Source organism: Oxalobacteraceae bacterium OTU3CAMAD1, assembly GCA_024123915.1.
In the GTDB taxonomy this organism is placed as follows: domain Bacteria; phylum Pseudomonadota; class Gammaproteobacteria; order Burkholderiales; family Burkholderiaceae_D; genus Rugamonas.
On the sequence record CP099650.1, the window covers coordinates 256224 to 282779 of the forward strand.

The 26556-nt window shown below is 63.7% G+C and carries 21 protein-coding genes; 11 read left to right on the top strand and 10 right to left on the bottom strand.

The window, feature by feature from the left end:
• Window positions 1-175: 175 nt before the first annotated feature.
• From NHH88_00990 to NHH88_01010, 5 genes are all read right to left on the bottom strand, one after another.
• Entirely contained in the window at window positions 176-877 is a 702-nt protein-coding gene (locus tag NHH88_00990) for a transposase (GenBank protein USX14404.1), read from the bottom strand.
• A 193-nt stretch (window positions 878-1070) separates the two neighbouring features.
• Window positions 1071-2666: a methyl-accepting chemotaxis protein gene (locus NHH88_00995; protein ID USX14405.1), complete on the bottom strand. Its 1596-nt coding sequence runs from the start codon at window positions 2664-2666 to the stop codon at window positions 1071-1073.
• Window positions 2667-2811: 145 nt separating this feature from the next.
• The gene (locus NHH88_01000) at window positions 2812-3492 is read right to left on the bottom strand and encodes a response regulator transcription factor (GenBank protein ID USX14406.1); all 681 of its coding nucleotides are present in this window, start codon (window positions 3490-3492) and stop codon (window positions 2812-2814) included.
• Between the two features lie 45 nt (window positions 3493-3537).
• Complete coding sequence (locus NHH88_01005) at window positions 3538-4671, bottom strand: PAS domain-containing sensor histidine kinase (GenBank protein ID USX14407.1); 1134 nt, start codon at window positions 4669-4671, stop codon at window positions 3538-3540.
• 3 nt (window positions 4672-4674) lie between these two features.
• Window positions 4675-7830 carry a DEAD/DEAH box helicase gene (locus tag NHH88_01010; protein ID USX14408.1) on the bottom strand — a complete coding sequence of 1052 codons (3156 nt, stop codon included), beginning with the start codon at window positions 7828-7830 and terminating at the stop codon, window positions 4675-4677.
• Between the two features lie 247 nt (window positions 7831-8077).
• On the opposite strand from NHH88_01010, the gene NHH88_01015 reads away from it, so the two are divergent.
• The 3 genes from NHH88_01015 (at window position 8078) to NHH88_01025 (ending at window position 11534) form a co-directional block, all read left to right on the top strand.
• Entirely contained in the window at window positions 8078-10426 is a 2349-nt protein-coding gene (locus NHH88_01015) for an RNA-binding transcriptional accessory protein (protein USX14409.1), read from the top strand.
• 186 nt (window positions 10427-10612) lie between these two features.
• Window positions 10613-10924: a Grx4 family monothiol glutaredoxin gene (gene grxD, locus NHH88_01020; protein USX14410.1), complete on the top strand. Its 312-nt coding sequence runs from the start codon at window positions 10613-10615 to the stop codon at window positions 10922-10924.
• On the top strand, window positions 10917-11534 hold the full coding sequence (locus tag NHH88_01025; GenBank protein USX14411.1) for a UbiX family flavin prenyltransferase: 618 nt from the start codon (window positions 10917-10919) through the stop codon (window positions 11532-11534). Before grxD ends, NHH88_01025 begins: the two co-directional genes overlap by 8 nt.
• Here NHH88_01025 and NHH88_01030 read toward each other — a convergent pair.
• Entirely contained in the window at window positions 11531-11701 is a 171-nt protein-coding gene (locus tag NHH88_01030) for a hypothetical protein (protein USX14412.1), read from the bottom strand. The two genes, NHH88_01025 and NHH88_01030, sit on opposite strands and share 4 nt — an antisense overlap.
• 245 nt (window positions 11702-11946) lie before the next feature.
• Complete coding sequence (locus NHH88_01035; GenBank protein USX14413.1) at window positions 11947-12354, bottom strand: hypothetical protein; 408 nt, start codon at window positions 12352-12354, stop codon at window positions 11947-11949.
• Between the two features lie 407 nt (window positions 12355-12761).
• Between NHH88_01035 and NHH88_01040 the strand changes: the two genes are divergently transcribed.
• From NHH88_01040 to NHH88_01065, 6 genes are all read left to right on the top strand, one after another.
• Window positions 12762-13160 (top strand): MerR family DNA-binding transcriptional regulator, encoded by a 399-nt coding sequence (locus tag NHH88_01040; protein ID USX14414.1) that lies wholly within the window; start codon window positions 12762-12764, stop codon window positions 13158-13160.
• Between the two features lie 94 nt (window positions 13161-13254).
• Entirely contained in the window at window positions 13255-14439 is a 1185-nt protein-coding gene (locus NHH88_01045) for an isovaleryl-CoA dehydrogenase (protein USX14415.1), read from the top strand.
• 140 nt (window positions 14440-14579) lie between these two features.
• Window positions 14580-16415 carry a bifunctional isocitrate dehydrogenase kinase/phosphatase gene (gene aceK, locus NHH88_01050; GenBank protein USX14416.1) on the top strand — a complete coding sequence of 612 codons (1836 nt, stop codon included), beginning with the start codon at window positions 14580-14582 and terminating at the stop codon, window positions 16413-16415.
• Window positions 16408-17607, top strand: a complete 1200-nt coding sequence (locus tag NHH88_01055) for an acetyl-CoA C-acyltransferase (GenBank protein USX14417.1) — start codon at window positions 16408-16410, stop codon at window positions 17605-17607. Before aceK ends, NHH88_01055 begins: the two co-directional genes overlap by 8 nt.
• A gap of 4 nt (window positions 17608-17611) precedes the next feature.
• Complete coding sequence (locus NHH88_01060; GenBank protein USX14418.1) at window positions 17612-18280, top strand: SDR family oxidoreductase; 669 nt, start codon at window positions 17612-17614, stop codon at window positions 18278-18280.
• 72 nt (window positions 18281-18352) lie between these two features.
• Entirely contained in the window at window positions 18353-19480 is a 1128-nt protein-coding gene (locus tag NHH88_01065; GenBank protein USX14419.1) for an acyl-CoA dehydrogenase family protein, read from the top strand.
• Window positions 19481-19898: 418 nt separating this feature from the next.
• On the opposite strand, the gene NHH88_01070 is transcribed toward NHH88_01065, so the two are convergent.
• A complete protein-coding gene (locus NHH88_01070; protein USX14420.1) occupies window positions 19899-20816 on the bottom strand; it encodes a YihY/virulence factor BrkB family protein in 918 nt (305 codons plus the stop codon).
• A gap of 21 nt (window positions 20817-20837) precedes the next feature.
• Window positions 20838-22619, bottom strand: coding sequence for an ABC transporter substrate-binding protein (locus tag NHH88_01075; GenBank protein ID USX14421.1), 1782 nt, complete (start codon window positions 22617-22619; stop codon window positions 20838-20840).
• Between the two features lie 107 nt (window positions 22620-22726).
• Between NHH88_01075 and NHH88_01080 the strand changes: the two genes are divergently transcribed.
• Together NHH88_01080 and NHH88_01085 are read left to right on the top strand one after the other, a co-directional pair.
• Window positions 22727-23965, top strand: a complete 1239-nt coding sequence (locus tag NHH88_01080; protein USX14422.1) for a hypothetical protein — start codon at window positions 22727-22729, stop codon at window positions 23963-23965.
• A gap of 11 nt (window positions 23966-23976) precedes the next feature.
• Window positions 23977-25620 carry a D-alanyl-D-alanine carboxypeptidase gene (locus NHH88_01085; protein USX14423.1) on the top strand — a complete coding sequence of 548 codons (1644 nt, stop codon included), beginning with the start codon at window positions 23977-23979 and terminating at the stop codon, window positions 25618-25620.
• On the opposite strand, the gene NHH88_01090 is transcribed toward NHH88_01085, so the two are convergent.
• Window positions 25587-26498 (bottom strand): LysR family transcriptional regulator, encoded by a 912-nt coding sequence (locus tag NHH88_01090; protein ID USX14424.1) that lies wholly within the window; start codon window positions 26496-26498, stop codon window positions 25587-25589. The genes NHH88_01085 and NHH88_01090 overlap by 34 nt on opposite strands.
• Window positions 26499-26556 lie beyond the last annotated feature (58 nt).

The window sequence follows — 26556 nt, forward strand, 5'->3', positions numbered from 1 at the left end:
TAGGCTAATGAGAAACTAGAGTAGTGCAATGCAGCGTAAAAGACAACCATAACAAATAGGGTCGGAGTCGAATTAAATTTTTTGAAGTTGCTAAAAATTTTAATTAGGGACAGAGTGAAACCGAATAAAGAAAAACCGCAGGAACGTCAGCTTCCTGCGGTTTGGCCGAATTAGCTTAAGCGGATTCAGTCTTGATTTTGAAGGGGCGGCCCCGCTTCGCGGGCAGCACCTGACGCTTGACCTTGTTCTGTAAAGCCGTCTTGAACTGGTCCGATCCCAGCGGCCAGCCCTTCAGCAGCGCCTTGCTGATTGAGGCGATCTGCTCGTCCGTCAGCGGCGGCTCGCTGATGGCGGTGTATGCCGCCTCGCGCTGGAATGGCGTATTGCCGAGCGCCCAGAACTGCGCGTGGTCGACCACCAGGCCGTCCGAGCGGATGCCGGCGTGGTGGCAATAGCTGGACCAGGGATAGTCCTCGGCGCGGGCGACCATGCCGTTGCGGACCGGGTTGAATTCGATATAGCGGCTGCACAGCATGAAGTATTCATCCGCGTCGATCAACGAGGTTTTGTAGCGTCCGTTCCACAAAGTTCCACTGCGGCTATATTTCTGGTTGAAGTAGGGCACGTAGTAGCGGCCGATCCATTGCATCATCTGGCCCAGGCCGTTTTCATCGGATGGCGTGACCAGCAAATGCAGGTGGTTGGGCATCAGCACGTAGGCATGCACCGCCACCTTGTGGTTTTTGGCGGCGGTGCGCAGCCAGCCGTGGAAAGCCTGGTAATCCTCGGCATCGTGGAAGATCAGTTGGTCGTTGTTACCGGTCTGGATAACGTGGTGCGGCTGGGCGGGGACGATCAGGCGTGGGAGGCGGGCCATAGATAAGCTAAAGGTAAATCCGCCCGAGTGACACGTAGGGCGGATTAGGCGGAACGCCGTAATCGGCCATGCATGCGTCTCGATGGCGCATGCATGGCCGATTACGCTGCGCTAATCCGCCCTACGTGTCTCCTATGTTAATCGGGCGGCAGTGGGCGAAACGCCGATTCTACACTACTCTGTCCCCGATTAATCACGCGCGCAGCAAAAACGGCGCGACTCTGTCCCTGTTTTTCCCGCCGGGGCTGGACAGCTGGAACACGCTGACCACCTTGGCCAGCGCGCCGCTCTGGTCCTCCAACGCCGCCGACGCCGCCGCCGCCTCCTCGACCAGCGCCGCGTTCTGCTGCGTGACCTGGTCCATCTGCGCGATGGCGCGGTTGATCTGCTCGATACCGGCAGTCTGCTCCACGCTGGCGCTGGTGATTTCGCCGATGATATCGGTCACCCGGCCGACGTTGGCGACGATCTCGCGCATCGTGGTGCCGGCCTCGGCCACCAGCCTGGCGCCGGTCTCCACCTTGTTGACCGAATCGCTGATCAGGGTTTTGATTTCCTTGGCCGCCGCCGCGCTGCGCTGGGCCAGGTTGCGCACCTCGGACGCCACCACCGCGAAGCCGCGTCCCTGCTCGCCGGCGCGGGCCGCCTCGACCGCCGCGTTCAAGGCCAGGATGTTGGTCTGGAAGGCGATGCCGTCGATGACGGCGATGATATCGACGATCTTGTGCGCCGACGCGTTGATCTCCGTCATGGTGTCGACCACCTGCTCGACCACGTTGCCGCCCTTGACGGCCACCTCGGACGCCGACAGCGCCAGGGTGTGCGCCTGGCGTGAGTTGTCGCCGTTCTGCTTGACGGTGGCGGTCAGCTCCTCCATCGACGACGCCGTCTGCTGCAGCGAGCTGGCCTGCTGCTCGGTGCGCGCCGACAGGTCCAGGTTGCCGTGGGCGATCTCGCCGGAGGCGGTGGCGATGGTGTCGGTGCCGCTGCGCACCTGACCGACGATGTTGACCAGGCTGGCGTTCATGTCCTTCAGGGCCTGCAACAGCTGACCGGTCTCGTCCTTGCTGCGCACCTCGATCTTGCTGCTCAAGTCGCCGGCGGCCACGGTTTGCGCCACCACCACCGCCTGGTGGATCGGGCGCGTGATCGACACCCCGATCACATAGGCGAACCAGGCGCCCAGCGCCAGCGCGCCGGCCGCCAGCGCCAGCAGGAAGTGCTGGCCGGAACGGTACTGTTGCTGCACGTCGGCGGCCAGCTCGCGGCCGACATCGGCCTCGTACTTGCCGATCTTGGCCACGCTGCTTAAATACGCGGCGAACTGCGGCTCGAGCCGGTCGTCGGCCAGGCGGCGGGCGGCCTCGATGTCGCCGCTTTTCTTCAGTTTGAACATGGCGTCGCGGCTGGCCGCGTAATCCTTGCGCACCGAGGCGACGGCGGCGAGTAGCGCCTTTTCCTCGTCGCTGACGAGCATCGGTTCGAGTTGTTTCTGGATGGCGTTGACGCGCGCCCGGGTGGCGGCGGCTTTCTCGGTGATCGCGGGGGACTCGGCCGTTTCAGTGTTGCGGGCGAAGGCCAGCACACCGATGCCGCTGATGCCGATCTGGTTGTGCCACTCGGCCGTCAGGCGCTCCTTGACGCTGGCGCTGCCGACCATTTCCTCGGTCAGGTCGCCGACCGACTGCAGGCGCCAGATGCCGGCCATGGCCATGCCAACGATGAGCAGCATGACCAGGCCGAAGCCGCCGGCCAGCCGCACCCCTATTTTCAAATCGGTGAAACGCATCGCAGTACTCCTCAAAAAACAGCGGTTGAGGAGTCATACTACGATGGAGATGCCCTACGGAAACTCACAAATTCTCACAATGCACTGCGCAAAATCAAATAAATTGCTTTGCCCAGGACGACTTGCGTCAAAGAAGTGGTTTTGCTCAGGACAGGTTGAAGCTGGCGGACAGGCTGTAGCCTTCGCCATAGGCGCTGCGCAGCGGCAGATCCTGGCCGAGGCCGGTGCGCGCCTTTTTGCGCAGGCGATACACCAGCATGTCGACGCGGCGGCCGGCGTCCGGATCGTCGCCGCCGATGCCGGCGACGATGACCTGGCGCGGCACCGGCCGGGTGTTAATCGTCAGCAGATGCAGGAAATTGCATTCCTTTTCCGTCAGGGTGATGGCCATGCCCTGCAGTTCGAGCTGGCGGGCGCTGACCCGCAAGGTCCACTTGCTCGGCAGCGGAATGGTTTCCTGCGGACCGACGCGGCGGTCGAGCGCCTCGATGTGCGCGGCCAGCTCGGGGAATTTGATCGGCTTGGTCAGGTAGTGGTCGGCGCCGAGGCGCAAACCGAGAATGCGGTTGTCGAAGGCGACGCGGCCGGTGAGCACCAGCAGGCCGATCTGCGGGTAAAGCTGGCGCATGCGCGGAATGACGTTGAAACCGTCTTCATCGGGCAAGCCGAGATCCAGCACCACCACTCCCACGTTTCCATGGCTCAAGGCCGTCCACATATCGCTGGCGTTGTTCGTGATATGCACTTCGTGTTGTAGCTCAATCAGGAACTCTGCCATTTCTTCGGCGTAGTCCAGATTGTCTTCCACGATAAGTATTTGCGTCATTGATGCGCCATTTGATCGATTGTTGAGCTTTGCGCCCGTACTGCTTCAGCTTGTATTCGGGGAATTATCACTGTTGCCACCCGCTCGCGCAAGGCTTTTCCCGGGCATGGTCGCCACCGGCAGCCAAATCCGAAATTCCGCGCCGCTTTCAGAAACATTTTGGACGGTGACCGTGCCGCCGTGGACGTCGGCGATCACGCGTGTCATATACAAACCAAGGCCCGAGCCGGGCACGCCGGCGGCGTTGCTGCCGCGGTAGGCCTTGGCGAAGATTTTTTCCATTTCCGCTTCCGGCACGCCGGCCCCGCCATCGCGCACGAGGAACTCGACACCGCCCTCCTTCGCAATTTTGCCCAGCAATTCTAACGGAGTATTCGCATCCGTGTATTTGATCGCGTTGTCGACCAATATTTCCAGGCACAGGCGGATGCCGGCGGGGTCGCAGCGCATCCATTGCGGCAGCGCTTCCACGCGTAGATCGACGCGGCTGCGCCGGCTGCGGGCCTGCTCGGCGACCGATTGCAGCAGCGCCGCCGGCGAGATCTCGTCGGGCTGGCGCGCGCGGCCGATGCTGGCCATGCGCTCCGGCGACAGGTACTCGTCGAGCATCGCCAACATGCGGTCGACCGCCGTTTGTATCTTGCGGTAGCGCTTGCGGGTGCCTTCGTCGTGATGGGCGCCGGTCATCTCCAGCCGCTGCACGGCGCCGTCGATGGTCGACAGCGGCGTGCGGAATTCGTGCGACAGCATGGAGGCGAATTTCTTCTGCTGCTCGGCCAGTTCGCGGCGCGGCGTCAGGTCGCGCACCACGCCGACCACGGTCACCGGCGCGCCGGCGTCGTCGAGGATCAGGGTGGAATCGATTTCGACCGGCACCACGCGGCCGTCGGCGTGCGCCAGCTCGGTCTCGCGCACCAGGTGGCGGCGGCTGGCGTCACCGGCCGCGAAGCGCGCCAGGCGCGGCGCCAGATCGACCAGCAGGCCGGCCGCCACGGTGTCGGCGGTGGCCAAGGTGTAGCCGAACTGGCGCTCGGCCGCAGGGCTGAGCCAGGTAAGAAGCAGCGTCGCGCAATCGACCATCCAGCTGACTTCGGTGCTGTTGTCGAGCAGCAGACGGTAGCGTGCTTCGTTGGCCCGCGACAGCGCCAATGCGGCCTGCAACTCGTCGACCGTGGACACCCGCTACTCCACCAGCGGCGCGAAGATCTGTTGCAGATCCTCTTGCGTGAGCGCCATTTTCTGCGACTCGCCCTCGGCCAGGATCGATTGCGCCAGGTCGGATTTTTTCTGCTGCAGCACCTGGATTTTTTCTTCCAGGGTGCCCTTGGCGATCAGCTTGTAGACGAACACCGGCTTGTCCTGGCCGATGCGCCAGGCGCGGTCGGTGGCCTGGTTCTCGGCCGCCGGGTTCCACCACGGATCGTAATGAATCACCGTGTCGGCTGCCGTCAGGTTCAGGCCGACGCCGCCGGCCTTCAGGCTGATCAGGAAGATCGGCACCGCGCCCTGCTGGAAGGCCGCCACCTGCGCGCTGCGGTCCTTGGTGTCGCCGGTCAACAGCGCGTACGGGATGTCGCGCGCCTCGAGCTCCTGCTCGATCAGCTCGAGCATGCTGGTGAACTGCGAGAACACCAGGATCTTGCGGTTCTCCTCCAGCAAGTCCTCGACCATCTGCATCAGGTCGATCAATTTGGCCGAGCCGGCCGTCTGCTTCTTCGACGGCAGCGACTTGACCAGTCGCGGATCGCAACAGACCTGGCGCAGCTTGAGCAGCGCCTCGAGGATGACGATCTGGCTGCGCGCCACACCTTTACGGTCGATTTCCTCGCGTACCTTTTGGTCCATCGCCAGGCGCACGGTTTCATACAGATCGCGCTGGGCGCCGGTCAGCTCGACCTTGCGCACCATCTCTGTCTTCGGCGGCAACTCCTTGGCCACGTTGTCCTTGGTCCGGCGCAGCAGGAAAGGTTTGATGCGGCGGTTGAGCAAGGTCCGGCGCATCGGATCGTCCTGGCGCTCGATCGGGTGGCGGAAGACGCTATTGAAGCCCTTCTCGTCGCCCAGCAAGCCCGGCAGCAGGAAGTGGAACTGCGACCATAGCTCGCCCAGATGGTTTTCCAGCGGCGTGCCGGACAGGCACAGGCGGTGGCGGGCGCGCAGCAAGCCGGCGCTTTGCGCGGCCTTGGAGCGGGTGTTCTTGATGTAGTGCGACTCGTCGAGGATAACCAGGTGGAAATCGTGCTCGCGCAGTTTTTCCTCGTCGCGCGGCAGCAGCGCGTAGGTGGTCAGCACCAGGTCGGCCTCTTCGATTTGGTCGAACTGGCCCATGCGGTCCTTGCCCTGCAACAGCAGCACGCGCAGGCTCGGCGCGAAACGGGCCGCCTCCTCCTGCCAGTTGCCCATCAGGCTGGTCGGCGCGATCACCAGCGCCGGCGCGGTCAGGCGGCCGGCCTCTTTTTCGATCAGGATGTGGGCCAGGGTTTGCACCGTCTTGCCCAGGCCCATGTCGTCGGCCAGGATGCCGGCGAAGCCGTATTCGCGCAGGAACTGCATCCACGACAAGCCGTCGGTCTGGTAGTCGCGCAGGGTGGCCTGCAGGCCGGCCGGCGTGGCCACTTTCTTGACTTCGCCGAACTGGTTCAGGCGCGCGCCCATTTCACGCAGCTCGTCGCCGCCGTTCCAGTTCAGTTCGACGTTGCGGGCCAGCTCGTCCAGACGCGCGGCGTCCAGCGTGGCCATGCGCAACGAGGTCTTGATCTTGTCGCTGAAATACAGCTCGCCCAGGGTAGACAGGATGGGCTTGATCCGCGCCCACGGCAGCGCCACGCGCGCGCCGTCGGCCAAAGTAGCCAGCATCTGGTCCTCGTCGCCGTGGCTGGCGATGGCCTTCGGATTGAAATCGTTGGGCGCGTTGCGGATCAGTTGCACCAGCACGGGCAGCAGCGGCACGCGCTCCTGGTTGACCATGATGCCCAGCTCCAGTTCGAACCAGGCGCGGCCGCCGTCGGCCGGGTCTTCGGTGACGTCCGCGTACCAGTCGCCGACTTCCATGACGTCATAGCGGTACTTGGTGGTCTTCTCGACTTTCCAGCCTTCGTCCTTCAGGGCGGCGATGCCGTCGCGGGCGAAGCGTATCCACTCGGCCTGGCTCGGCAACAGCAGCCCGCCCTTGACGCTGCTCAATGGCAGCGCAGTCGGCGCCTGGAAGTGGCGCTCGTTCAGCAGCGCCAGCGCCTGTTCCTCGGCGGCGGCGTCCCGCTGGATGATCTCGGTGACTTCGCCCTTCTGGCGCACCACGCGCTGCGACGGATCGAAGGAGACGCGCTCGCCGTCGTAGTCGAAGGACAGCACGGCGAAATCGTGCCAGCGCTGCAAGGAACCGTCGGCCAGCATCGCCGCGTCCAGGGTCAGCACCGGGCGCGGCTTGACGTCGTCGCGCACCCGCTGCGGCAGCGGCTGCGGCAACGGCATCAGCTGTTGCAGGCCGTGCGCCAGCAACAGTTGCGACACGCGCATCTTGTCGTTGGCCGTCAGCAGCGGCGCCTGCGCCACCAGCGCCTGCAGGTCCGCCAGCGGAATCGAGGCGCCCCCCTGGTTCAGTTGCAGCACGCCGCAGGACAGGTTGTCGATGTACCACGGTGGATCGGTCGGCAGCATGTAATCTACCTGGTCGGCGCCATTACTGGTGGCGCGCGCGCCCGGCGGCGGCTGCACCTGCCAGCCGAGGCGCAGGCCCTTGCCCTCTTCGCGCCAGGCCAGATTGGCTTCGCGCAACACGCCGCCCTTGAGCGGATACACCAGGCCGTTGCCGACGTCGGCCCATGAATTTGCCCACAGCAATTTATCCTGCTCGGCCAGCATCTGCAGCAGCGCCGCCCCGATCTTGCCGCGCGGTTCGGTGGCCGAGCCGGTCTGCGAATTCTGGCCGCTGCGCATGGCGACAAAGAAACGGATCAAATCCTCGTCGCCGGGCGCCAGGAAGGTCGGCGGCGCCGACAGCAGCGAAAACACCTCGCTGACCGGGGTGGCGGCGGCGACGTCGCCGTTCGAGCGCAGCCGCGCCTTGTACAGGCACAACGCCACGTGGCGGCCGCCGCTGGTGGGCGCCATCACGTAGATCAACCGGTACTGGGTTTGTTTCGGATCGCTATCGACCGGCGGCGCGGTCAGCTTGGCCTTGGGATGCGCGGCGGCGTCCACCCGTTGCAGCCAGGTAGCCACCGCGTACGACAATTGGTTCGCGGGCGGCGGCGGCAGGCGCGCGGGAGCAGCCGGCGCCGCAGGAGCGGCTGGCTTGGCGGGAACCTCGTCGGTGGCGTCGTCGCGGGTAAAATCCATAGGTCGCATGTTGTTCAAAGATGGTTCAAAAACGGCAACAGGCGATATTATCCGCCATACACGCGTTCGTGTTTGCGGATTCTTTTGAAAAACCCGCGTGCTTATGTGCCTTTGGTGTCTTTAGACGCCTCAAACACGGTTCAATATTTGCGGATCGGCTATATCTTCGTCCATTTGGACTGTCAAGACTGGCACAATCGCGCCGATTGCGTATCATTCCGGGCTTGACCGCTAAGGAATGACCCACATGCTGCCTTCCATCGAACAACGTCTCGCCCTCGAACTCGCCGCGAAACCGGTCCAGGTTGCCGCCGCCATCGCCCTGCTGGACGAAGGCGCCACCGTCCCCTTCATCGCCCGTTACCGCAAGGAAGCCACCGGCGGCCTCGACGACATCCAGCTGCGTTTGCTCGAAGAGCGCCTGCGCTACCTGCGCGAGCTGGAAGACCGCCGCGCCGCCATCGTGGCATCCATCACCGAACAGAATAAAATGACGCCAGCTCTATTAGATGCTGTCATGCATGCGGAAGACAAGACCCGGTTGGAAGACTTATATCTTCCGTACAAGCAAAAACGCCGCACCAAAGCGCAAATCGCCATCGAAGCGGGCCTCGCGCCGCTGGCCGACAGCCTGCTGGCCAACCCCGAACTGACTCCCGAAACGGAAGCCACCCGCTTCCTGCGCGAAGCCTTCACCACCGCCGACGGCAACAATCCCGGCGTCGCCGACACCAAAACCGCGCTCGACGGCGCCCGTCAAATCCTGATGGAACGCTTCGCCGAGGACGCCACCCTGCTGCAGTCGTTGCGCGAGTACGTACAAGAGCATGGCATCGTTGAATCGAAGGTTATTGAAGGAAAGCAAGACGAAGGCGAAAAATTCGCCGATTACTTCGATTATTCGGAAACCATTGCCACCGTGCCTTCGCACCGCGCGCTGGCGCTGATGCGCGGGCGCCGCGAAGGCATCCTCGACGTCACCCTGCGGCTCGACACCGAAGCCGAGAAACCGAAGTGGGACGCGCCGCACAATCCGTGCGAGGGCCGCATCGCCGCCCGCTTCGGCATCAAGAACCAGGGCCGCGCGGCCGACAAATGGCTGGCCGACACGGCGCGCTGGACGTGGCGCGTGAAAAGCTTCATGCACCTGGAAACAGAATTGATGGGCGCGCTGCGCGAGCGGTCCGAACTGGACGCCATCAACGTCTTCGCCACCAATTTGAAAGCCTTGTTGCTGGCTGCGCCGGCCGGCCAGCGCGCCACGATGGGCCTGGATCCGGGCCTGCGCACCGGCGTCAAGGTGGCCGTGGTCGACGCCACCGGCAAGGTGGTCGACACCGCCGTCATCTATCCGCACCAGCCGAAAAACGACTGGGACGGCTCGCTGCACACGCTGGGACGCCTGGCCGCCAAGCACAACGTCTCGCTGATCTCGATCGGCAACGGCACCGCCTCGCGCGAAACCGACAAGCTGGCGCAGGACCTGATCAAGCAGCATCCGGATCAGAAGATGACCAAGATCGTCGTCTCGGAGGCGGGCGCGTCGGTGTATTCAGCGTCCGAATTCGCCTCGCGCGAGTTGCCGGACATGGACGTCTCGCTGCGCGGCGCCGTCTCGATCGCGCGCCGCCTGCAAGACCCGCTGGCCGAGCTGGTCAAGATCGACCCGAAATCGATCGGCGTCGGCCAATACCAGCACGACGTCTCGCAAACCCAGCTGGCGCGCTCGCTCGACGCCGTCGTCGAGGATTGCGTCAACGCTGTGGGCGTGGACGTCAACACCGCGTCGGCGCCGCTGCTGGCGCGCGTATCGGGGCTGTCGACGTCGGTGGCGCAGGCCATCGTCTCGTACCGCGACGTCAAGGGCGCCTTCGCCTCGCGCGCCGCGCTCAAGTCGGTGCCGCGCCTGGGCGACAAGACCTTCGAGCAGGCGGCCGGCTTCCTGCGCGTGATGGGCGGCGAAAACCCGCTGGACGCCTCGGCGGTGCACCCGGAATCGTACCCGCTGGTCGAAAAGATCCTCGGCGACATCAAGAAGGACATCAAGGCCGTCATCGGCGAGACCGCGCTGATCAAGTCGCTCAGCCCGGCCAAATACGCCGACGACAAGTTCGGCGTGCCGACCATCACCGACATCTTGAAGGAGCTGGAAAAGCCGGGCCGCGATCCGCGTCCCGAGTTCACCACCGCCACCTTCAAGGACGGCGTCGAAGAGATCCGCGACCTGCGTCCGGACATGATCCTCGAAGGCGTAGTCACTAACGTGGCCGCCTTCGGCGCCTTCGTCGACATCGGCGTGCACCAGGACGGCCTGGTACATATCTCCGCCTTGTCGAACACGTTCGTCAAGGACCCGCACACGGTGGTCAAGGCCGGCCAGGTGGTCAAAGTGAAGGTGCTGGAAGTGGACGAAAAGCGCAAGCGCATCGCCTTAACGATGCGCCTGACCGACAGCGCCCCGCAAGCCGGCGCCCAGCCGCAGCAGCGCAGCGACCGCACCGACCGCAAGAGCATGGGCCAGCACCAGAAGCAAACCGCCCGCGCCGAGCCGATCGGCGGCAGCATGGCGGCCGCCTTCGCCAAACTACGCGGCTAACTCCGAAGCTTACCCCCGGGGGTCAGGTCCGACATTCGGACATTTTTGAACTTTTGCCAACCAAAAAAGTTCAACAAAATCTGGATTTGTCCGAATGTCGGACCTGACCCCGTGGGTTGTTGGTACGCGGGGGCCGCATTTCTTATAAAATGTGCGCACCTAATACTTATTTACACTGAGGCAGCTATGAGCGACGTACAAACCTGGATCAAAGAAACCGTGACCGCCACCCCGGTGGTGCTGTTCATGAAGGGCACCGCCCAGTTCCCGCAATGCGGCTTCTCCGGCCGCGCCATCCAGATCCTGAAAGCCTGCGGCGTCGAGAACATCGCCACCGTCAACGTGCTGGAAGATCCGGAAGTGCGCCAAGGCATCAAGGACTACTCGAACTGGCCGACCATTCCGCAGCTCTACGTCAAAGGCGAGTTCATCGGCGGTTCGGACATCATGAACGAGATGTTCGAGTCCGGCGAGCTGAAAGCCCTGCTGGATGCCTGATCGACCGCAGCGGATAATAATAGCCATCACCGGCGCCACCGGCGCCGTGTATGGCGTGCGTCTGCTGCAGCATTTGCAACACACTCCGAACGTCGAGACGCATCTGATCGTCTCCGACGCGGCCGTCCTCACCTTGCACCAGGAAACCGGCCTGCAGCGCAAGGAAGTCGAATCGTACGCCCACGTGGTGCACAGGGTGCGCGACGTCGGCGCGTCGATCGCCAGCGGCTCGTTCCAATCGGACGGCATGATCGTCGCGCCCTGCTCGATGAAGACCTTGGCGTCCGTGGCGCATGGCCTGTCGGACAACCTGATCGCGCGCGCGGCCGACGTGGTGCTCAAGGAGCGCCGCCGGCTGGTGCTGATGGTGAGGGAGACGCCGTTCAATCTCGCGCACTTGCGCAACATGACGGCGGTAACGGAGATGGGCGGCATTATCTACCCGCCGCTGCCGGGCTTTTATCACAATCCGCAAAGCATTGCGGAGATGGTGGACCACACCGTGGGCCGGGTCATCGACCTGTTCGGCATCGAGCACACGCTGGCCCCGCGCTGGGCTGGTATGAAGCCAGCCAGCCCGTCCAACGAAGATGGTGCCGGTCCCGCCTAGCGCTTATCGAACTGCGATCCGCTGGCTTTTTTCAAATCCCTGGCTTCCTCCACCATGCGGCGATGGGCGATGCGCTTGCGCATCACCTCGGCATGCTGGGCGGCGGTCATCGGAGGGACGGTCATCAAATCTTTTAGCTGCGCGACGTTGCTGTAGTTACTTTTCATAGGACGGCTCAAAAGCTTGGCTCCGAAGTAAATGCTGCGGTTCAGCGGCGCTGACTCCCCATTGTGCCTGAAATCCATGTCGAAACGATGACAATTCGCAAAGGGGCCCAAAATAAAAAGTCACTACTTCAAATACACTTTTTCCGAACAAAAACCGGTGAAATCATGAAACTAGTTTCACACCGCATCCGCCGGAAAAGTCGCCACAAACAGTCGATATAACTCCGTACCAGTACTTAAAATGACTACTTTTGGTAGTTCACCCGTACCAGCATGCGAATAAATTCGCGTGCGATTTGCCGATGATGCTCGTCCAGGCGCTGTAAATCGGCGATTAATTTGACGTCGGCCGACTCGAAGCGGGACACGCCGTTGCCGTTTTCGCCGGCCGGGGCGCCCGCCTCGGCGCCGCCGAAGCGCAGCCACTCGGCGGGCACACCCAACCACTGCGCGATCATGCGCAGCTTTTCCTGGGTCGGGATGGCCTCGCCCACCAGCCATTTGCGGGCCGCGTGGACTGTGATCGGTCTGCCATCAAACCGAATATTAAATTCCCTGGCCAGCCGTGTGGGGCTGTCGGGCGAGTAGTGGGCGTTCTTAAGAGCCTGCTGCAAGCGCTGGCTAAAGCTTTCGCGTTCATTGGAAGAGTTCATAGGTGCACTATTTCACGTTGCGTCATGAAAGTCAGTCTCTTGAAAACGAGCGCTGAAGGTGACGTGATGGGATGTCGAAATTGGCATTCTATCCTCTGTAAGTGCGGATGCCGGCGCGCAGGCCCACCAAATTATGTTTGGTCGGCTACTGCAAAAGAGGCAACTTCCGGCTCTCTCTTATGGGGGTGGTGAAGTTGCAAATCTTATCACTAGTTGCCCGGCGAAAGCCATACCACTTTTACGCGGAAGGGTATGATGCCGCCGGCCCGGGATCAACGTCGCACGATACCAGTGCGTCACGGTGGGCGGCGGTCGCCGCCGATAGCCGCCGGCCGGGCGCCAGGCGCGCTACAATATCCATGACGTTGACGTAAACGGAAATCGAACGACCTACCGCCCTGAGCCCGATGCCTACTTATACCATTACCGAACTGGCCCGTGAATTCGACATCACGGCGCGCGCCATCCGCTTCTACGAGGACCAGGGCTTGCTGAGCCCGTCCCGCGAGGGTGCCGGCGGCCGCAGCCGCGTCTACACCCCGCGCGACCGCACCCGCCTCAAGCTGACCCTGCGCGGCAAGCGCCTCGGCCTGTCGCTGTCCGAAATCAAGAGCCTGGTCGACATGTACGAGACGCCCAAGGACACCAGCGCCCAGATGCACCGCTTTCTCGGCGTACTGGCCCAGCACCGCCAAACGCTGGAACAGCAGCGCGAGGACATCGAAATGTCGCTGGCCGAGATCACCGCGCACGAGGACGAATGCAAACGCCTGCTGGCGGCCCAGGAAGAAGCCAAAACCGCTTGACGTAGTTTAGTAGGTTCCGCTTACTTTACGTTTACGTAAACGTCACTCCAAGGTATGATTACCGTTCAAATCAAACCAGAAGAATGAGGATGACATGCTCCATCTCCCAGGCCTGACCTTTGACCACGGCGAAGACATCGCCGCCCTGCGCGAAACCGTGCAACAGTTCGCCGCCGCCGAGATCGCACCGCGCGCGGCCGAGATCGACCGCAGCGACCAGTTCCCGATGGACCTGTGGCGCAAGATGGGGGAGCTGGGCGTGCTCGGCATCACCGTCAGCGAGGAATACGGCGGCGCCAACATGGGCTACCTGGCCCACATCGTGGCGATGGAGGAAATCTCGCGCGCATCGGCCTCGGTCGGCCTGTCGTACGGCGCCCACTCGAACCTGTGCGTCAACCAGATCAAGCGCAACGGCACCGAGGAGCAAAAACAAAAATACCTGCCGAAGCTGATCTCGGGCGAACACGTCGGCGCGCTGGCGATGTCCGAGCCCAACGCCGGTTCCGACGTCGTCAGCATGAAGCTGCGCGCCGATTTCAAGGGCGACCGCTGGGTGCTCAACGGCACCAAGATGTGGATCACCAACGGCCCCGACGCCGACGTGCTGGTGGTCTACGCCAAGAGCGACCTCGACGCCGGCGCCAAGGGCATGACCGCCTTCCTGATCGAAAAGGGCTACAAGGGGTTCTCGGTGGCGCAAAAGCTCGACAAGCTGGGCATGCGCGGCTCGCACACGGGCGAGCTGGTGTTCGAGGATTGCGAAGTGCCGGTCGAGAACGTGCTCGGCGGCCTGGGCAAGGGCGTCAACGTGCTGATGTCGGGCCTGGACTTCGAGCGCACCGTGCTGTCCGGCGGTCCGCTGGGCATCATGCAGGCGTGCATGGACGCGGTCGTGCCCTACATCCACGACCGCAAACAGTTCGGCCAGGCGATCGGCGAATTCCAGCTGATGCAGGGTAAGATCGCGGATATGTACTCGACCATGATGGCGTGCAAGGCCTATGTGTACGCCGTCGGCCAGGCCTGCGACCGCGCCACCACGCCGGAGGCGGTGCGCCAGCTGCGCAAGGACGCCGCCGGCGCCATCTTGTACAGCGCGGAGAAGGCGACCTGGATGGCCGGCGAGGCGATCCAGACCTTGGGCGGCAACGGCTACATCAACGAGTATCCGGTCGGCCGCCTGTGGCGCGATGCCAAGTTGTATGAAATCGGCGCCGGCACCAGCGAAATCCGCCGCATGCTGATCGGCCGCGAATTGTTCGCGGAAACCCGCTAACCCCTCATGCTTGCACCGACGTGCTTGCGTCGCGGCATAGGGGTCGTACCCCAGGGGGTACGACCCGCATGGGGTTGCGGGTTTGCTGCCGACCGACCGAACAAGTTTAGTTGAGTCAACGCGTAAAGGTGAGGGCCATCATGACCCAGGCTGCATTCCCAAAACTGCTGCGCTCGCAGATCGCGTTCGACATCGCGCGCACGATCCGCGATGGCTTCGACAAGCACTACCGCTTGTTCCGCCAGACCAGCCGGCAGGCCAAGGAGCATTTCGAGCGCGGCGCCTGGGGCGCGGCGCAGCAGGCCGCGCGCGAGCGAATCGATTTCTACGACCGCCGCGTGCAGGAATGCGTGCAAACCCTGGAGGACGAATACAGCCAGTCCGACCTGACCGACGAGGTGTGGCGCGAGCTCAAGCTGCACTACATCGGCATGCTGTCCGACCACAAGCAGCCGGAGCTGGCGGAAACCTTTTTCAACTCGGTCTGCTGCAACATCCTGCACCGCAGCTACTTCCACAACGAATTCATCTTCGTGCGGCCGGTGGTCTCGACCGAGTACATCGAAACCGAGGAACTGGCGCCGACCTACCGCGTCTACTATCCGGGCACGGACGGCTTGCACTGTACGATCAAGCGCATCGTCACCGACTTCCAGCTCGACGCCAAATTCGATAACCTGTCGCGCGACGTCGAACAGGTGGAGACACGTTTGCAAGACCTGTTCGGCGCCGGCAGGACCGAGCCGAACAACCAGATCCAGGTGCTGTCGAGCTTGTTCTTCCGCAACAAGGGCGCCTACATCGTCGGCAAGGGCATCAACGGCAACAAGGTATATCCGTTCGTCGTGCCGATCCTGCACAACCGCCACGGCGAACTGATACTCGATACCGTGCTGTTCGACCAGGAACTGATCACCATCCTGTTCTCGTTCACGCGCGCCTACTTCCTGGTGGACATGGAGGTGCCCTCGGCCTATGTGCAATTCCTGCGCACCCTGCTGCCGCGTAAACCGCGCAGCGAGATCTACACCATCCTCGGCCTGCAAAAGCAGGGCAAGACGCTGTTCTACCGCGATTACCTGCAACACCTGAAACATTCTTCGGACCAGTTCGAAATCGCGCCCGGCATCAAGGGGCTGGTGATGCTGGTGTTCGCGCTGCCGTCGTTCCCCTACGTGTTCAAAGTCATCAAGGATTTCTATCCGCCGCCCAAGGACACCACGCGCGCGCTGATCAAGGAAAAATACCTGCTGGTCAAACACCACGACCGCGTCGGCCGCATGGCCGACACCTTGGAGTATTCGAATGTCGCCTTCCCGCGCCACCGCTTCACCGAGGAACTGATCGCCGAGTTGAAACATTTCGCGCCGTCCTTATATGAGGAAGAGGGCGAGAAAATCATCATCAAGCACCTGTACATCGAGCGCCGCATGGTACCGCTGAACATGTGGCTCGGCAACGCGGACAAGGACGGCAACGACGCCCAGATCGAACACGGCATCCTTGAGTACGGCAACGCCATCAAGGAGCTGGTCGCCGCCAACATCTTCCCCGGCGATATGCTGTACAAGAACTTCGGCGTGACCCGGCACCAGCGCATCGTGTTCTACGATTACGACGAGATCGAATACATCACCGACTGCAATTTCCGCGACATCCCGGAAGCGCGCAATGAGGAGGACGAGATGGCATCGGAGCCGTGGTATCCGATCGGCAAGCACGACGTCTTCCCCGAGCAGTTCGGCCGCTTCCTGCTGGGCAACGCCAAGATCCGCAAGTATTTCATGAAGCACCACGCCGACCTGCTGACGCGCGAATACTGGCAGGCGCGCAAGCAGCGCATCCTCGACGGCGTCGTCGAGGACGTTTATCCGTATCCGCAGCACATCCGTTTCTTCCACGAGAACCAGTCCAACATTCCGGCGGTATCGATCCCGGTGCCGCCACCCTTTATGGAGACGCTAGAAAATGAATGATCCTATTGTTATCGTCGGTGCGGCCCGCACTCCCATGGGCGCCTTCCAGGGCGACTTTTCCGGCAAGGCCGCGCACGACCTGGGCGCGGTAGCGATCGCCGCCGCCGTCGAGCGCGCCGGCATCGACGGCAAGCTGGTCGAGCACGTCTACTTCGGCAACTGCCTGATGGCCGGCCAGGGCCAGGCGCCCGCGCGCCAGGCCCTGTTGAAAGCCGGCCTGCCCGCATCGACCGGCGCCGTCACCTTGTCCAAAATGTGCGGTTCCGCGATGCAGGCCGCCATCTTCGCCCACGACCAGCTGGTCGCCGGCAGCGCCGACGTGGTGATCGCCGGCGGCATGGAGTCGATGACCAACGCGCCGTATCTGATTCCGAAGGCGCGCGGCGGCTACCGCATCGGCCACGGCATGATGTTCGACCACATGATGTACGACGGCCTCGAGGACGCCTACTCGCGCAATGAGAAGACCGGCGAAGGCCGCTCCATGGGCACGTTCGCCGAGGAGTGCTCGGCCAAGTACGAATTCACCCGCGAGGCGCAGGACAACTTCGCCATCGAATCGGTCAAGCGCGCGCAGGCCGCCACCAACGAAGGCTGGTTCAAATGGGAAATCGCGCCCGTGACCGTCACCAGCCGCGCCGGCGACACCGTCATCGACAAGGATGAAGGCCCGCTGAAAGCCAAGATCGAAAAGATCCCGACCTTGCGCGCCGCGTTCAAGAAGGACGGCACCATCACGGCCGCGTCGTCGTCGTCGATCAACGACGGCGCCGCCGCGCTGGTGATGATGCGCGAATCGACCGCCAAGCAGCTGGGCGCGACCGTCATCGCCAAAATCCACGGCCACGCCACGTTCGCGCAGGAACCGAACCTGTTCACCACCGCCCCGATCGGCGCGGTGGAAAAGCTGTACAAGAAAATCGGCTGGGCCAGCAGGGACGTCGACCTGTTCGAGATCAACGAGGCGTTCGCCGCCGTGCCGATGGCCGCCATGCGCGACCTCGACATCCCGCACAGCAAGATCAACGTGCACGGCGGCGCTTGCGCGCTGGGCCACCCGATCGGCGCCTCCGGCGCGCGCATCATCGTCACGCTGATCGGCGCGCTCAAGCGCACCGGCGGCAAGAAGGGCGTCGCTGCCCTGTGCATCGGCGGCGGCGAGGCGACGGCCATGGCCATCGAGCTGGTGTAATCAGATGGCGACCGCACTCATCATTGGCGCCTCGCGCGGCATCGGGCACGAACTCGTCAAGCAATACCTGGCTGACGGCTGGCGTGTGATCGCCACCGCCCGCAAGGCCGAGGACTGCGCCGCGCTCGGCGCGCTGGGGGCCGAGCCGCATCAGCTCGACGTCACGGACGTCGAGGCGTGCGCCGGCATCGGCTGGAAGCTCGACGGCGAGGAACTCAACGTCGCCATCCTGAACGCCGGCGTCTACGGCCCGCGCCATGATGGCTTCCCGCTGCAGACGGATTTCGATTCCGTCATGCACACCAACGTGCTGGCGGCGATGCGCCTGCTGCCGATCATCGCGCCGCTGGTGTGCGCGGCGCGCGGCAAGCTGGCGGTGCTGTCGTCGAAGATGGGATCGCTGAGCGAGCGCGGCAGCCCCAGCGGCTCGCTGTACCGCGCCAGCAAAGCCGCCTTGAACTCGGTGCTGATCGACACGGCGCTGGTGTTCGGCAAGCAAGGCGCCACCTGCGTCGCCTTCCATCCGGGCTGGGTGCGCACGGAGATGGGCGGCGAGGGCGCCGACATCTCGGTGGAGGAAAGCGCCGGCGGCATCCGCGCCACGTTGGCCGCGCTGCCGGCGTCGGAGCGCGCCGTCTACCGCAACTACGACGGCAGCGAGATCGGCTGGTAACAGCTTCGCAATCAGAGGCGAACCCCGCACAGCCAGGCGGGGTGCTGGTTAAAATTAAAAAGACGAGACGACATGATACTGACCGAAGAACACGAAATGATCCGCGACGCCCTGCGCACCTTCGCGCAGGAACGCCTGGCGCCACAGGCCGCCCGCTGGGACAAGGAGCACCACTTCCCGAAAGAGGAACTGAAGGAACTGGCCGCGCTGGGCGCCTTCGGCGTCGCCGTGCCGGAAGCCCTGGGCGGCGCCGGCATGGACTACGTCTCGCTGGCGCTGGTGCTGGAGGAGATCGCGGCCGGCGACGGCGGCACCTCCACCATCATCTCGGTCAACAACTGTCCGGTGTGCAGCATCGCCATGATGTACGCCAACGACCGGCAAAAGGAGCAGTGGCTGCGTCCGCTAGCCCAGGGCGACATGCTGGGCGCCTTCTGCCTGACCGAACCGCACACCGGCAGCGACGCCGCCGCGTTGCGCACCACCGCCACGCGGGATGGCGGCGACTACGTCATCAACGGCGTCAAGCAATTCATCACCAGCGGCAAGTACGCCGACGTCGCCATCGTCCTGGCCGTCACCGACAAGGCCGCCGGCAAGAAGGGCATCAGCGCCTTCTGGGTGCCGACGTCGACGCCGGGCTACATCGTCGCCGGCCTGGAGCAAAAGATGGGACAGCACTCGTCGGACACGGCGCAGATCCTGTTCGAGAACTGCCGCATCCCGGCCGAGAACCTGATCGGCGAAGAAGGCCAAGGCTACAAGATCGCGCTGTCGGGTCTCGAGGGTGGCCGCATCGGCATCGCCTCGCAAGCGGTCGGCATGGCGCGCGCCGCGTACGAGGCCGCGCTGACGTACGCTCGCGACCGCGAAAGCTTCGGCAAGCCGATCTTCGAGCACCAGGCGGTGCAATTCCGGCTGGCCGACATGGCCACGCAAATCGAAGCGGCGCGCCAACTGATCCGCCACGCCGCATCAATGAAGGACGCCGGCCTGCCATGTTTAAAAGAGGCGGCGATGGCCAAGCTGTTCGCCTCCGAAATGGCGGAAAAAGTCTGCTCGGACGCCATCCAGGTACACGGCGGCTACGGCTACGTCTCCGACTTCCCGGTCGAGCGCATCTACCGCGACGTGCGCGTGTGCCAGATCTACGAAGGCACCAGCGACATCCAAAAACTCCTCATCGCCCGCGCGCTGTAAAACAAACTCCGGGGTCAGTCTGACATTCGGACACGAACTGAAGCATTGTGTAGTAGAGCTCGTGTCCGAATGACAGACTTGCCCCCCGCATTTTTACGAAAACGCGGACGAAAAAAAAGCCCGTATCTCAACGGGCTTCGTTCCAATGTATTACCAATGCTTTAATCGTGCCGTCGTCCAGTGCTATCTGCAAAGTGACTTCAGCGTTTCTCGGACGCCCATGCTATCTGCGTGGTGCCTCCAACGTGTAAAACGACCAATGTATTCGAAACTACAACTCCAGGTAGCGCCAGCTGTGATCCGCTCTTACACATATCGGACTACGGCGCTTGCCTCAGACGTGGGACTGAACGCTTGGAAACCAAGAGAACCTCAACCACGAACGTAGTGTAACACAGTTGTTTGTGCGACGCACAAATTATTTCATTTCTGTGGCTTCCGTGGTCAGCGGCGTCGGATTGCGGCGCGGCTTGTGGCGGCAGGCCCGCTCGAACTCGGAGATCACCTGGGCGCCGAACAGCAACAGGGTGGCGCCGATTTCCAGGCTGAACATGACGATGATGGCAGTCGTCATCGAGCCGTACACCACGTTCACCTGCGACAAGGTGGAAAAGTACCAGACCAGGATGTGGCGCGCCAGCTCCCACAGCAGCGCCGCCGTCACGCCGCCGATCAGGGCGTGCGACAGGGACAACCGGCCGACCGGCATGACCAGATAGATGGCCGTCAGCACCAGCACCTCGCCGCTCAGGCCCAGCATGTACAGCAGCGCGCCCGACACGCCTTCGAGCGACCAGTCGTAGCCGAACAAGTGCACGCTTTCCTCGCCCATCACTTGCAGGCTGCCCGCCACCAGGGTCACCAGCAGCATGCCAACGCCCAGCGAGAGGATGAAGCAGTACGGCATGATCGCCGAGATCAGAAAACGCCGGCGCTTGATCTCGACGCGATGCTTGAAGATGACGGACATGGCGTTTTCCAGCACCGTGAAGGCCAGCGAGCTGAAAAAGATCATGCTGACCAGCAGCACGCCGCCGACCACGTCGCGGTGTTCGAGGAAATGCCCGACCTCGGTGACGAACGGTTTCGTTTGTCCGGGCACCAGGTAGTTCAGATAGCGGCCGACGGTGTCGAGCAGCACGTCCTGGTCGATCACATGCGACAACGCGACCACCACCAGCATCAGCAACGGGACGATCGATAGCAGCGAGTAATAGGCCACCGCGCCCGCCAGCAGCAGGCCTTGATTGGCGCGAAAGCCCTTGAGGCATTGCACCAGGAAGTCCATGGGGTGCGTCAGCACGTAGGCCAGGCCCCGGCGATTGAGAAATTTCATTTATCCATTCTACGCGGCGGTTCAGCGCGGGGTATGTGCGTCTACGTCCAGATAACGCCAGTTGGTGAATTCCACCGGGTGGCGCGTGTAATGTTTAAGCCATGGCTGCTGCAGATCGGCGGCGATCGGATGCGTCAGCAGCACCCATGGCGTGTACGCGTGAATGATCTGCGCCATTTCATCATACAACCTGGTGCGCGCGGGCGTGTCCCCCATCGTGCGGGTTTGCTCGTAGCGCTGATTGTAGGCGGGCAGGTTGAAGCGGGCGTAGTTCGGCCCCGCCTTGTTCGGGCCGTACAGCAATTGATAGAAATTGTCGCCGTCGGGGAAGTCGGCCACCCAGTTGGTTTCGAACATCATCACGTTGCCCAGGCGCGAGGCTTTGATGATCTCGGTCTTCTTGTCGCTCTTGAAAGTGACGTTGAGACCGATCGCGTTCAGATTCTTGCGCCACAACTCGTCGCGCAGGCGGCCCACCATCGACGGCTCGGTGTGCATGACCAGGGTCAGCGGTTTGCCGTCGGGCAGGGTGCGGAAGCCGCCCGGTCCCTTTTTGTAGCCGTAGCGGTCCAGCAGCGCGTTGGCCAGCGCCGGATCGTAGCCGACCGGGCTGCGGTAGGCCGGATCGTAGCCGAGCACGTTCGGCGGCAGCGGCGTCTCGGCGCGCAGCGCAAGGCCTTTTTTCATCTGGGCGATGTCCTCGGCGCTGTTGTAGCTGAGCGCGATGGCGCGCCGCAGCGCCACCTTGTCCTTGCCGTAGCCGCCGATCAGCGGGTCTTCCATGTTCATCCACATGTAATAGGTTTGCAGCACGGGGAAGGGCGACAGCACCAGCCCCTTGCGGGCCAGTTCAGGCCGCAAGGTCGGCTTGGCGTCGTCGGTCAGCACCATTTCCTTCATCGATTCCGGCAACTGCTCGAGGAAATCGAATTCGCCGTTCAAAAAGCCCAGCACGCGCGACTGGTATTCCTCCATGATCTTGATGTCGACCCGGTCCACCAGCGGCAACTGCCGGCCCTGGAAGACCATCGGCCGAAAGTCGCGGTTGGCCAGCAGCGAGATCTGGTCGCTGCGCTTCCACGTGCCGATCTTGAACGGGCCCGTGCCCACGGGGTGGTTGCCGACCTGCACGCCGTACGCCTCGACCACCTCGCGCGCCACCACGCCCGTCGCCGGAATCGCCATATAAAACAGGAAGTTGGGATCGGCGGCGTTAAGCCGGATGCGCAGCGTGAACTTGTCCACCGCCTGCAGGCCGGCGATATCGCCGTCGTAGCCGAAGCGGGCCTTGAGCGCCGCGTCGCCGACGATTTTTCCTTCCAAGAGGAAGCTCCATGGCGACTTGAGCGCCGGATCGTACAACCGCTTCAGGCTGTAGACGTAGTCCTGCGCCGTCACTTGCCGGCGTGCGCCTTTAAAAGCCGGATCTGCCGTGAAATAAATGTCCTGGCGCAAATGGAAGGTGTAGGTGAGGCCGTTGTCCCCGACCGTGGGCATCGCCGTCAGCGTGTTGGCCTGCAATTTGACGGGGCGGGCCAGGTAATCGTAGCGCAACAGCGGATCGAACAGGTTTTCCAGCAGGCTGAGGCTGGCGATGTCGGAGGCCACCGCCGGATCGAGCCCGGTTTCGCCGGTGCTGAGGAAGGCGCGCAGGACCTTGGGTGCGGACGCGGAAGATGCCGGAAGGGGGGACGAAACGGCCGACAAGGCGGCCGGCGGCGAGGATTGCGGCGCGGCCGACGTCGCCGGCGCGGCAAGCCCGACCACCAGCGCCAGCACGGCGGCTGCATAACTTTTCAGCATGGCATCCATTTCACATCGCATACGTAAAGCGGCAGCTTATAACTTTTTCCGCGTGCCGACCCGCTATACTTTGCCTGTCGCCCACTGTTTCAAGAAAATCCGCACATATGTCGCTCAATTACATCTGGTCTGGCTTCTTCCTTGTCGGGTTCGCCGCCGCGCTGGCGCAGTACCTGTTCATGGGCGACACGGAAATTTTCAAGCGCATCATCGACGGCACCTTCGAGTCGGCCAAGAGCGGCGTGATGGACATCGCGCTGCCGCTGGCCGGCGTAATGACCTTATGGCTCGGCATCATGAACATCGGCGAGAAGGCCGGCGCCGTCAACCTGCTGGCGCGCATCATCGCGCCGTTCTTCTCGCGCATCTTCCCGGGCGTGCCCAAGGAGCATCCGGCCACCGGCCACATGTTGATGAACTTCTCGGCCAACCTGCTGGGCCTCGACAACGCGGCCACGCCGTTCGGCCTGAAGGCGATGGAAAGCCTGCAAACGCTCAACCCCAGCAAGGACGAGCCGACCGACGCCCAGATCCTGTTCCTGGTGCTGCACACCTCCGGCCTGACGCTGATCCCGGTGGCGATCATGGCGCAGCGCTCCATCCTGGGAGCGGCCGACCCGTCCGACATTTTCATTCCCTGCATGATCGCCACCTACGTCGCCACCGTCACCGGCCTGATCGCCGTGGCGATCCGCCAGCGCATCAACCTGTTCGACCGCGTCGTCTTGAGCTGGCTCGGTTGCAGCACCGCCGCCATCGTCGCGCTGATCTGGTATTTCACGCAGGTGCTCACCCGGCCTGAGATCGAACTGTTCTCCAAGGTCTTCAGCAACCTGATTCTGATGGGCGTCATCGGCGGCTTCATCATCGGCGCGCTGTGGAAGAAGGTCAACGTCTATGAAGCCTTCATCGAGGGCGCCAAGGGCGGCATCCAGACCTCGCTCACCGTCATCCCGTATCTGGTCGGCATGCTGGTGGCCATCAGCGTGATCCGCAACGCCGGCCTGTTCGGCTTTATCGTCGAGGGCTTCAGCTGGCTGTTCGGCGCGCTGGGCTTCAACACCGATTTCGTGCCGGCGCTGCCAACCGCGCTGATGAAGCCGCTCAGCGGCAGCGGCTCCAAGGCAATGATGATCGACGCCATGCAAACCTATGGCGTCGACTCCTTCGTCGGCCGCCTCGCCTGCGTATTCCAGGGCTCGGCCGATACCACCTTCTACATCGTGGCGCTGTACTTCGGCTCGGTCGGCATCCGCAAGACGCGCTACGCGATCTCGTGCGGCTTGATCGCCGACTTCGCCGGCGTCGTCACCGCCATCGCGGTCGCCTACGTCTTCTTCCATTGAACGGATTAGTTATGTTTCGTCGTCTCATCCTTGCCGGCCTGCTTGCCGCCGGCGCCGTCCACGCCGCCGACCTGCCGGAGCCGGTCGCGCGCCTGATGCAGTCGGCGCAAATCCCGCCGGAGGCCGCCGGCATCGTCGTGCTGCGCGGCGACACCACGCTCATTTCCCACAACGCCCAGCAAAGCATGCAGCCGGCATCGACGATGAAGCTGTTCACCACGCTGGCGGCGCTCGAGCGGCTGGGGCCGGTGTTCCGCGGCCGCACCGAATTGCTGACCAGCGCCCCGCTCGTCAACGGCGTGCTGCAGGGCGACCTGATCCTGCGCGGCGGCGCCGACGCCGACTTCAACGAGGACGTGCTGGGCCACATGCTGCGCGCGCTGCGCAACCAGGGCATCAAAGGCATCAAGGGCGACATCGTGCTGGACCGGCAACTGTTCCAGCCGTCGCGGCCCGACCTCGGCCAGCCGCAGTTCGACGAATATCCATGGGCGTACTACAACGTCGTGCCGGACGCGCTGCTGGTCAACACCAACCTGCTGAAGGTGGAGATGCGCTCGGTCGGCGGCAAGCTGTCGCTGGCGATGATGCCGGACATGGACCAGGTCAGCGTGCGCTCGGAAATGGCCGCCAGCGACGCGCCTTGTCCAGCGTGGGAGAACGGCTGGCGCAATCCGGACTTCAAGCGCAACGGCGACAAGATCGAAGTCGTGCTCCACGGCAGCTTCCCCCGCGATTGCGTCAAATCGATCAGCATCAACGTGCTCGACCCGCACGACTATCTGGCGCGCCTGGTGCGCGGTACGTGGCAAAAACTGGGCGGCACGTTGAAGGGCGAGGTGCGCGAAGCGAGCGCGCCGACGCCGCCCGCGCTTGAGGCACAGGCACCGGCCGCCAATGCCTCCAATGCCGACACCGACGCCACCGCCGCCACGAACGTACCCACCGCGCCGCCGGCGGCCGTGCCCGCGCCGGCCACCACGCCGGTGTTGCGCCTGTTGGCCGAGCACGTCGCCCGGCCGCTACCGGAAGTGCTGCGCGAGACCAACAAAAACTCCGACAACACGCTGGCGCGCACGATTTTCCTGAGCCTGGGCAGCCTGGAGGCCGACCCGGTCCTCGGCAGCCGCCCGCTGCCGCCGGACGCCGCCCAGCCCACCACGGCCGCCCGCGCCGAGGCGGCGATCCGCGCCTGGCTGCAACAGCACGCCATCGACGGCAACGGCCTGGTGTTCGACAACGGCTCGGGCCTGTCGCGCACCGAGCGCGCCACGCCGGCGCAAGTGGCCGGCGTGCTGCAAGCGGGCCTGAAAAGCCTGTGGATGCCCGAATTCCTCTCCAGCCTGCCGATCGCGGCCACCGACGGCACCATGCGCCGGCGCCTCAAGGACAGCCCGGCGGCGATGCGCGCGCGCATCAAGACCGGCAGCCTCAAGGGCGTCATCGCCATCGCCGGCTATGTGCAGGACGCCAACAACCAGCCCGTCATCGTGGTGGCCATGCTCAACGACGAGCACGTCGCCAACGGCGCCGGCCGCGCCGTGCTCGACGCGCTGATCGACTGGGTGGCGCGCTCCGGCGTGCCCGCAGCCGGCGTCACCCCCGCCGTCCCCAACGCTCCCTACGCGCCGAGCGCGCCTTCGGCCACCAGGTAGTCGATCATGGCCCGGACCTTCAACGCCAGGTGCGGGCCGGGCATGTAGACCGCGTGCACGGTGCCGGCATACGGCTCGTCGAACGTCCAGTCCGCCAAAATCCGCACCGCGCGCCCCTGCGCCAGCGCCGAGCGCGCGGTGAAATCGGGCACCAGGCCGATGCCACCGCCGGCCTCCACCACCGCCATCAGTGCCGCGCTGTTATTGATCGTCAAGCGCGACGGCACGCGGATGCTGGCGATTTCCGGCCCTCCGGCACCTTCGCGCCGCATGGTCCAGGCCGCGCCGAAACGCGCATACCCCAGATAGTTGCAACGATGCCCGGGCAACTCCTGCGGCGTGGCCGGCGTCCCGTTCGCGGCGAGATACTGCGGCGACGCCACCAGCACATAGCGCATCGGCCCCAGCGGCCGCGCGGCCAGCCCGGGCGCCAGGTCGGCCGAAATGCGGATGGCCAGGTCGATGCCCTCCTCGATCAGATCGACATTGCGGTCCACCAGCGACAGGCGGACATCGACCTCCGGGTAGCGGTCCAGAAACGCCGGCAGCAAGGGCGCCAGCCATAGCTGCCCCAACACCACCGGCGCGCTGATGCGCACCACGCCGTTGGGCCGCGCGCTGTAGCTGCCGGCCAGTGCGTGGATCTCGCGCGCCGTGTTCACCATGCGGACGCAGGCGGCGTGCACCTGCTCGCCCAGCTCAGTCAGCGACACCGAGCGCGTGGTCCGCTGCAACAGCCGCCCGCCCATATAAGTTTCCAGCCGCGACACGTGGCGGCTGACGGCCGACGTCGTCAGACCCAATTGGCGCGCGGCGGCGGAAAACCCGCCACTATCGACCACCTGCGCGAAAATCGCCATTTCCTTCAGCATTTCCATAAGCCAGCCGCCTCACCGTTGCACCTGCATCAATAATGCTTTGCATTTTAAGCGGATT

Bases quoted from the DNA above. Each gene is read 5' to 3' on its own strand.
- NHH88_01015 (USX14409.1), top strand. From the start codon at position 8,078: ATGCTGCCTTCCATCGAACAACGTCTCGCCCTCGAACTCGCCGCGAAA.
- NHH88_00990 (USX14404.1), bottom strand. From the start codon at position 877: ATGGCCCGCCTCCCACGCCTGATCGTCCCCGCCCAGCCGCACCACGTT.
- NHH88_01030 (USX14412.1), bottom strand. From the start codon at position 11,701: ATGAAAAGTAACTACAGCAACGTCGCGCAGCTAAAAGATTTGATGACC.
- NHH88_01070 (USX14420.1), bottom strand. From the start codon at position 20,816: ATGAAATTTCTCAATCGCCGGGGCCTGGCCTACGTGCTGACGCACCCC.
- NHH88_01065 (USX14419.1), top strand. From the start codon at position 18,353: ATGATACTGACCGAAGAACACGAAATGATCCGCGACGCCCTGCGCACC.
- NHH88_01085 (USX14423.1), top strand. From the start codon at position 23,977: ATGTTTCGTCGTCTCATCCTTGCCGGCCTGCTTGCCGCCGGCGCCGTC.
- NHH88_00995 (USX14405.1), bottom strand. From the start codon at position 2,666: ATGCGTTTCACCGATTTGAAAATAGGGGTGCGGCTGGCCGGCGGCTTC.
- NHH88_01080 (USX14422.1), top strand. From the start codon at position 22,727: ATGTCGCTCAATTACATCTGGTCTGGCTTCTTCCTTGTCGGGTTCGCC.
- NHH88_01025 (USX14411.1), top strand. From the start codon at position 10,917: ATGCCTGATCGACCGCAGCGGATAATAATAGCCATCACCGGCGCCACC.
- NHH88_01035 (USX14413.1), bottom strand. From the start codon at position 12,354: ATGAACTCTTCCAATGAACGCGAAAGCTTTAGCCAGCGCTTGCAGCAG.
- NHH88_01010 (USX14408.1), bottom strand. From the start codon at position 7,830: ATGGATTTTACCCGCGACGACGCCACCGACGAGGTTCCCGCCAAGCCA.
- grxD (USX14410.1), top strand. From the start codon at position 10,613: ATGAGCGACGTACAAACCTGGATCAAAGAAACCGTGACCGCCACCCCG.
- NHH88_01075 (USX14421.1), bottom strand. From the start codon at position 22,619: ATGCTGAAAAGTTATGCAGCCGCCGTGCTGGCGCTGGTGGTCGGGCTT.
- NHH88_01055 (USX14417.1), top strand. From the start codon at position 16,408: ATGAATGATCCTATTGTTATCGTCGGTGCGGCCCGCACTCCCATGGGC.
- NHH88_01000 (USX14406.1), bottom strand. From the start codon at position 3,492: ATGACGCAAATACTTATCGTGGAAGACAATCTGGACTACGCCGAAGAA.
- aceK (USX14416.1), top strand. From the start codon at position 14,580: ATGACCCAGGCTGCATTCCCAAAACTGCTGCGCTCGCAGATCGCGTTC.
- NHH88_01045 (USX14415.1), top strand. From the start codon at position 13,255: ATGCTCCATCTCCCAGGCCTGACCTTTGACCACGGCGAAGACATCGCC.
- NHH88_01060 (USX14418.1), top strand. From the start codon at position 17,612: ATGGCGACCGCACTCATCATTGGCGCCTCGCGCGGCATCGGGCACGAA.
- NHH88_01090 (USX14424.1), bottom strand. From the start codon at position 26,498: ATGGAAATGCTGAAGGAAATGGCGATTTTCGCGCAGGTGGTCGATAGT.
- NHH88_01040 (USX14414.1), top strand. From the start codon at position 12,762: ATGCCTACTTATACCATTACCGAACTGGCCCGTGAATTCGACATCACG.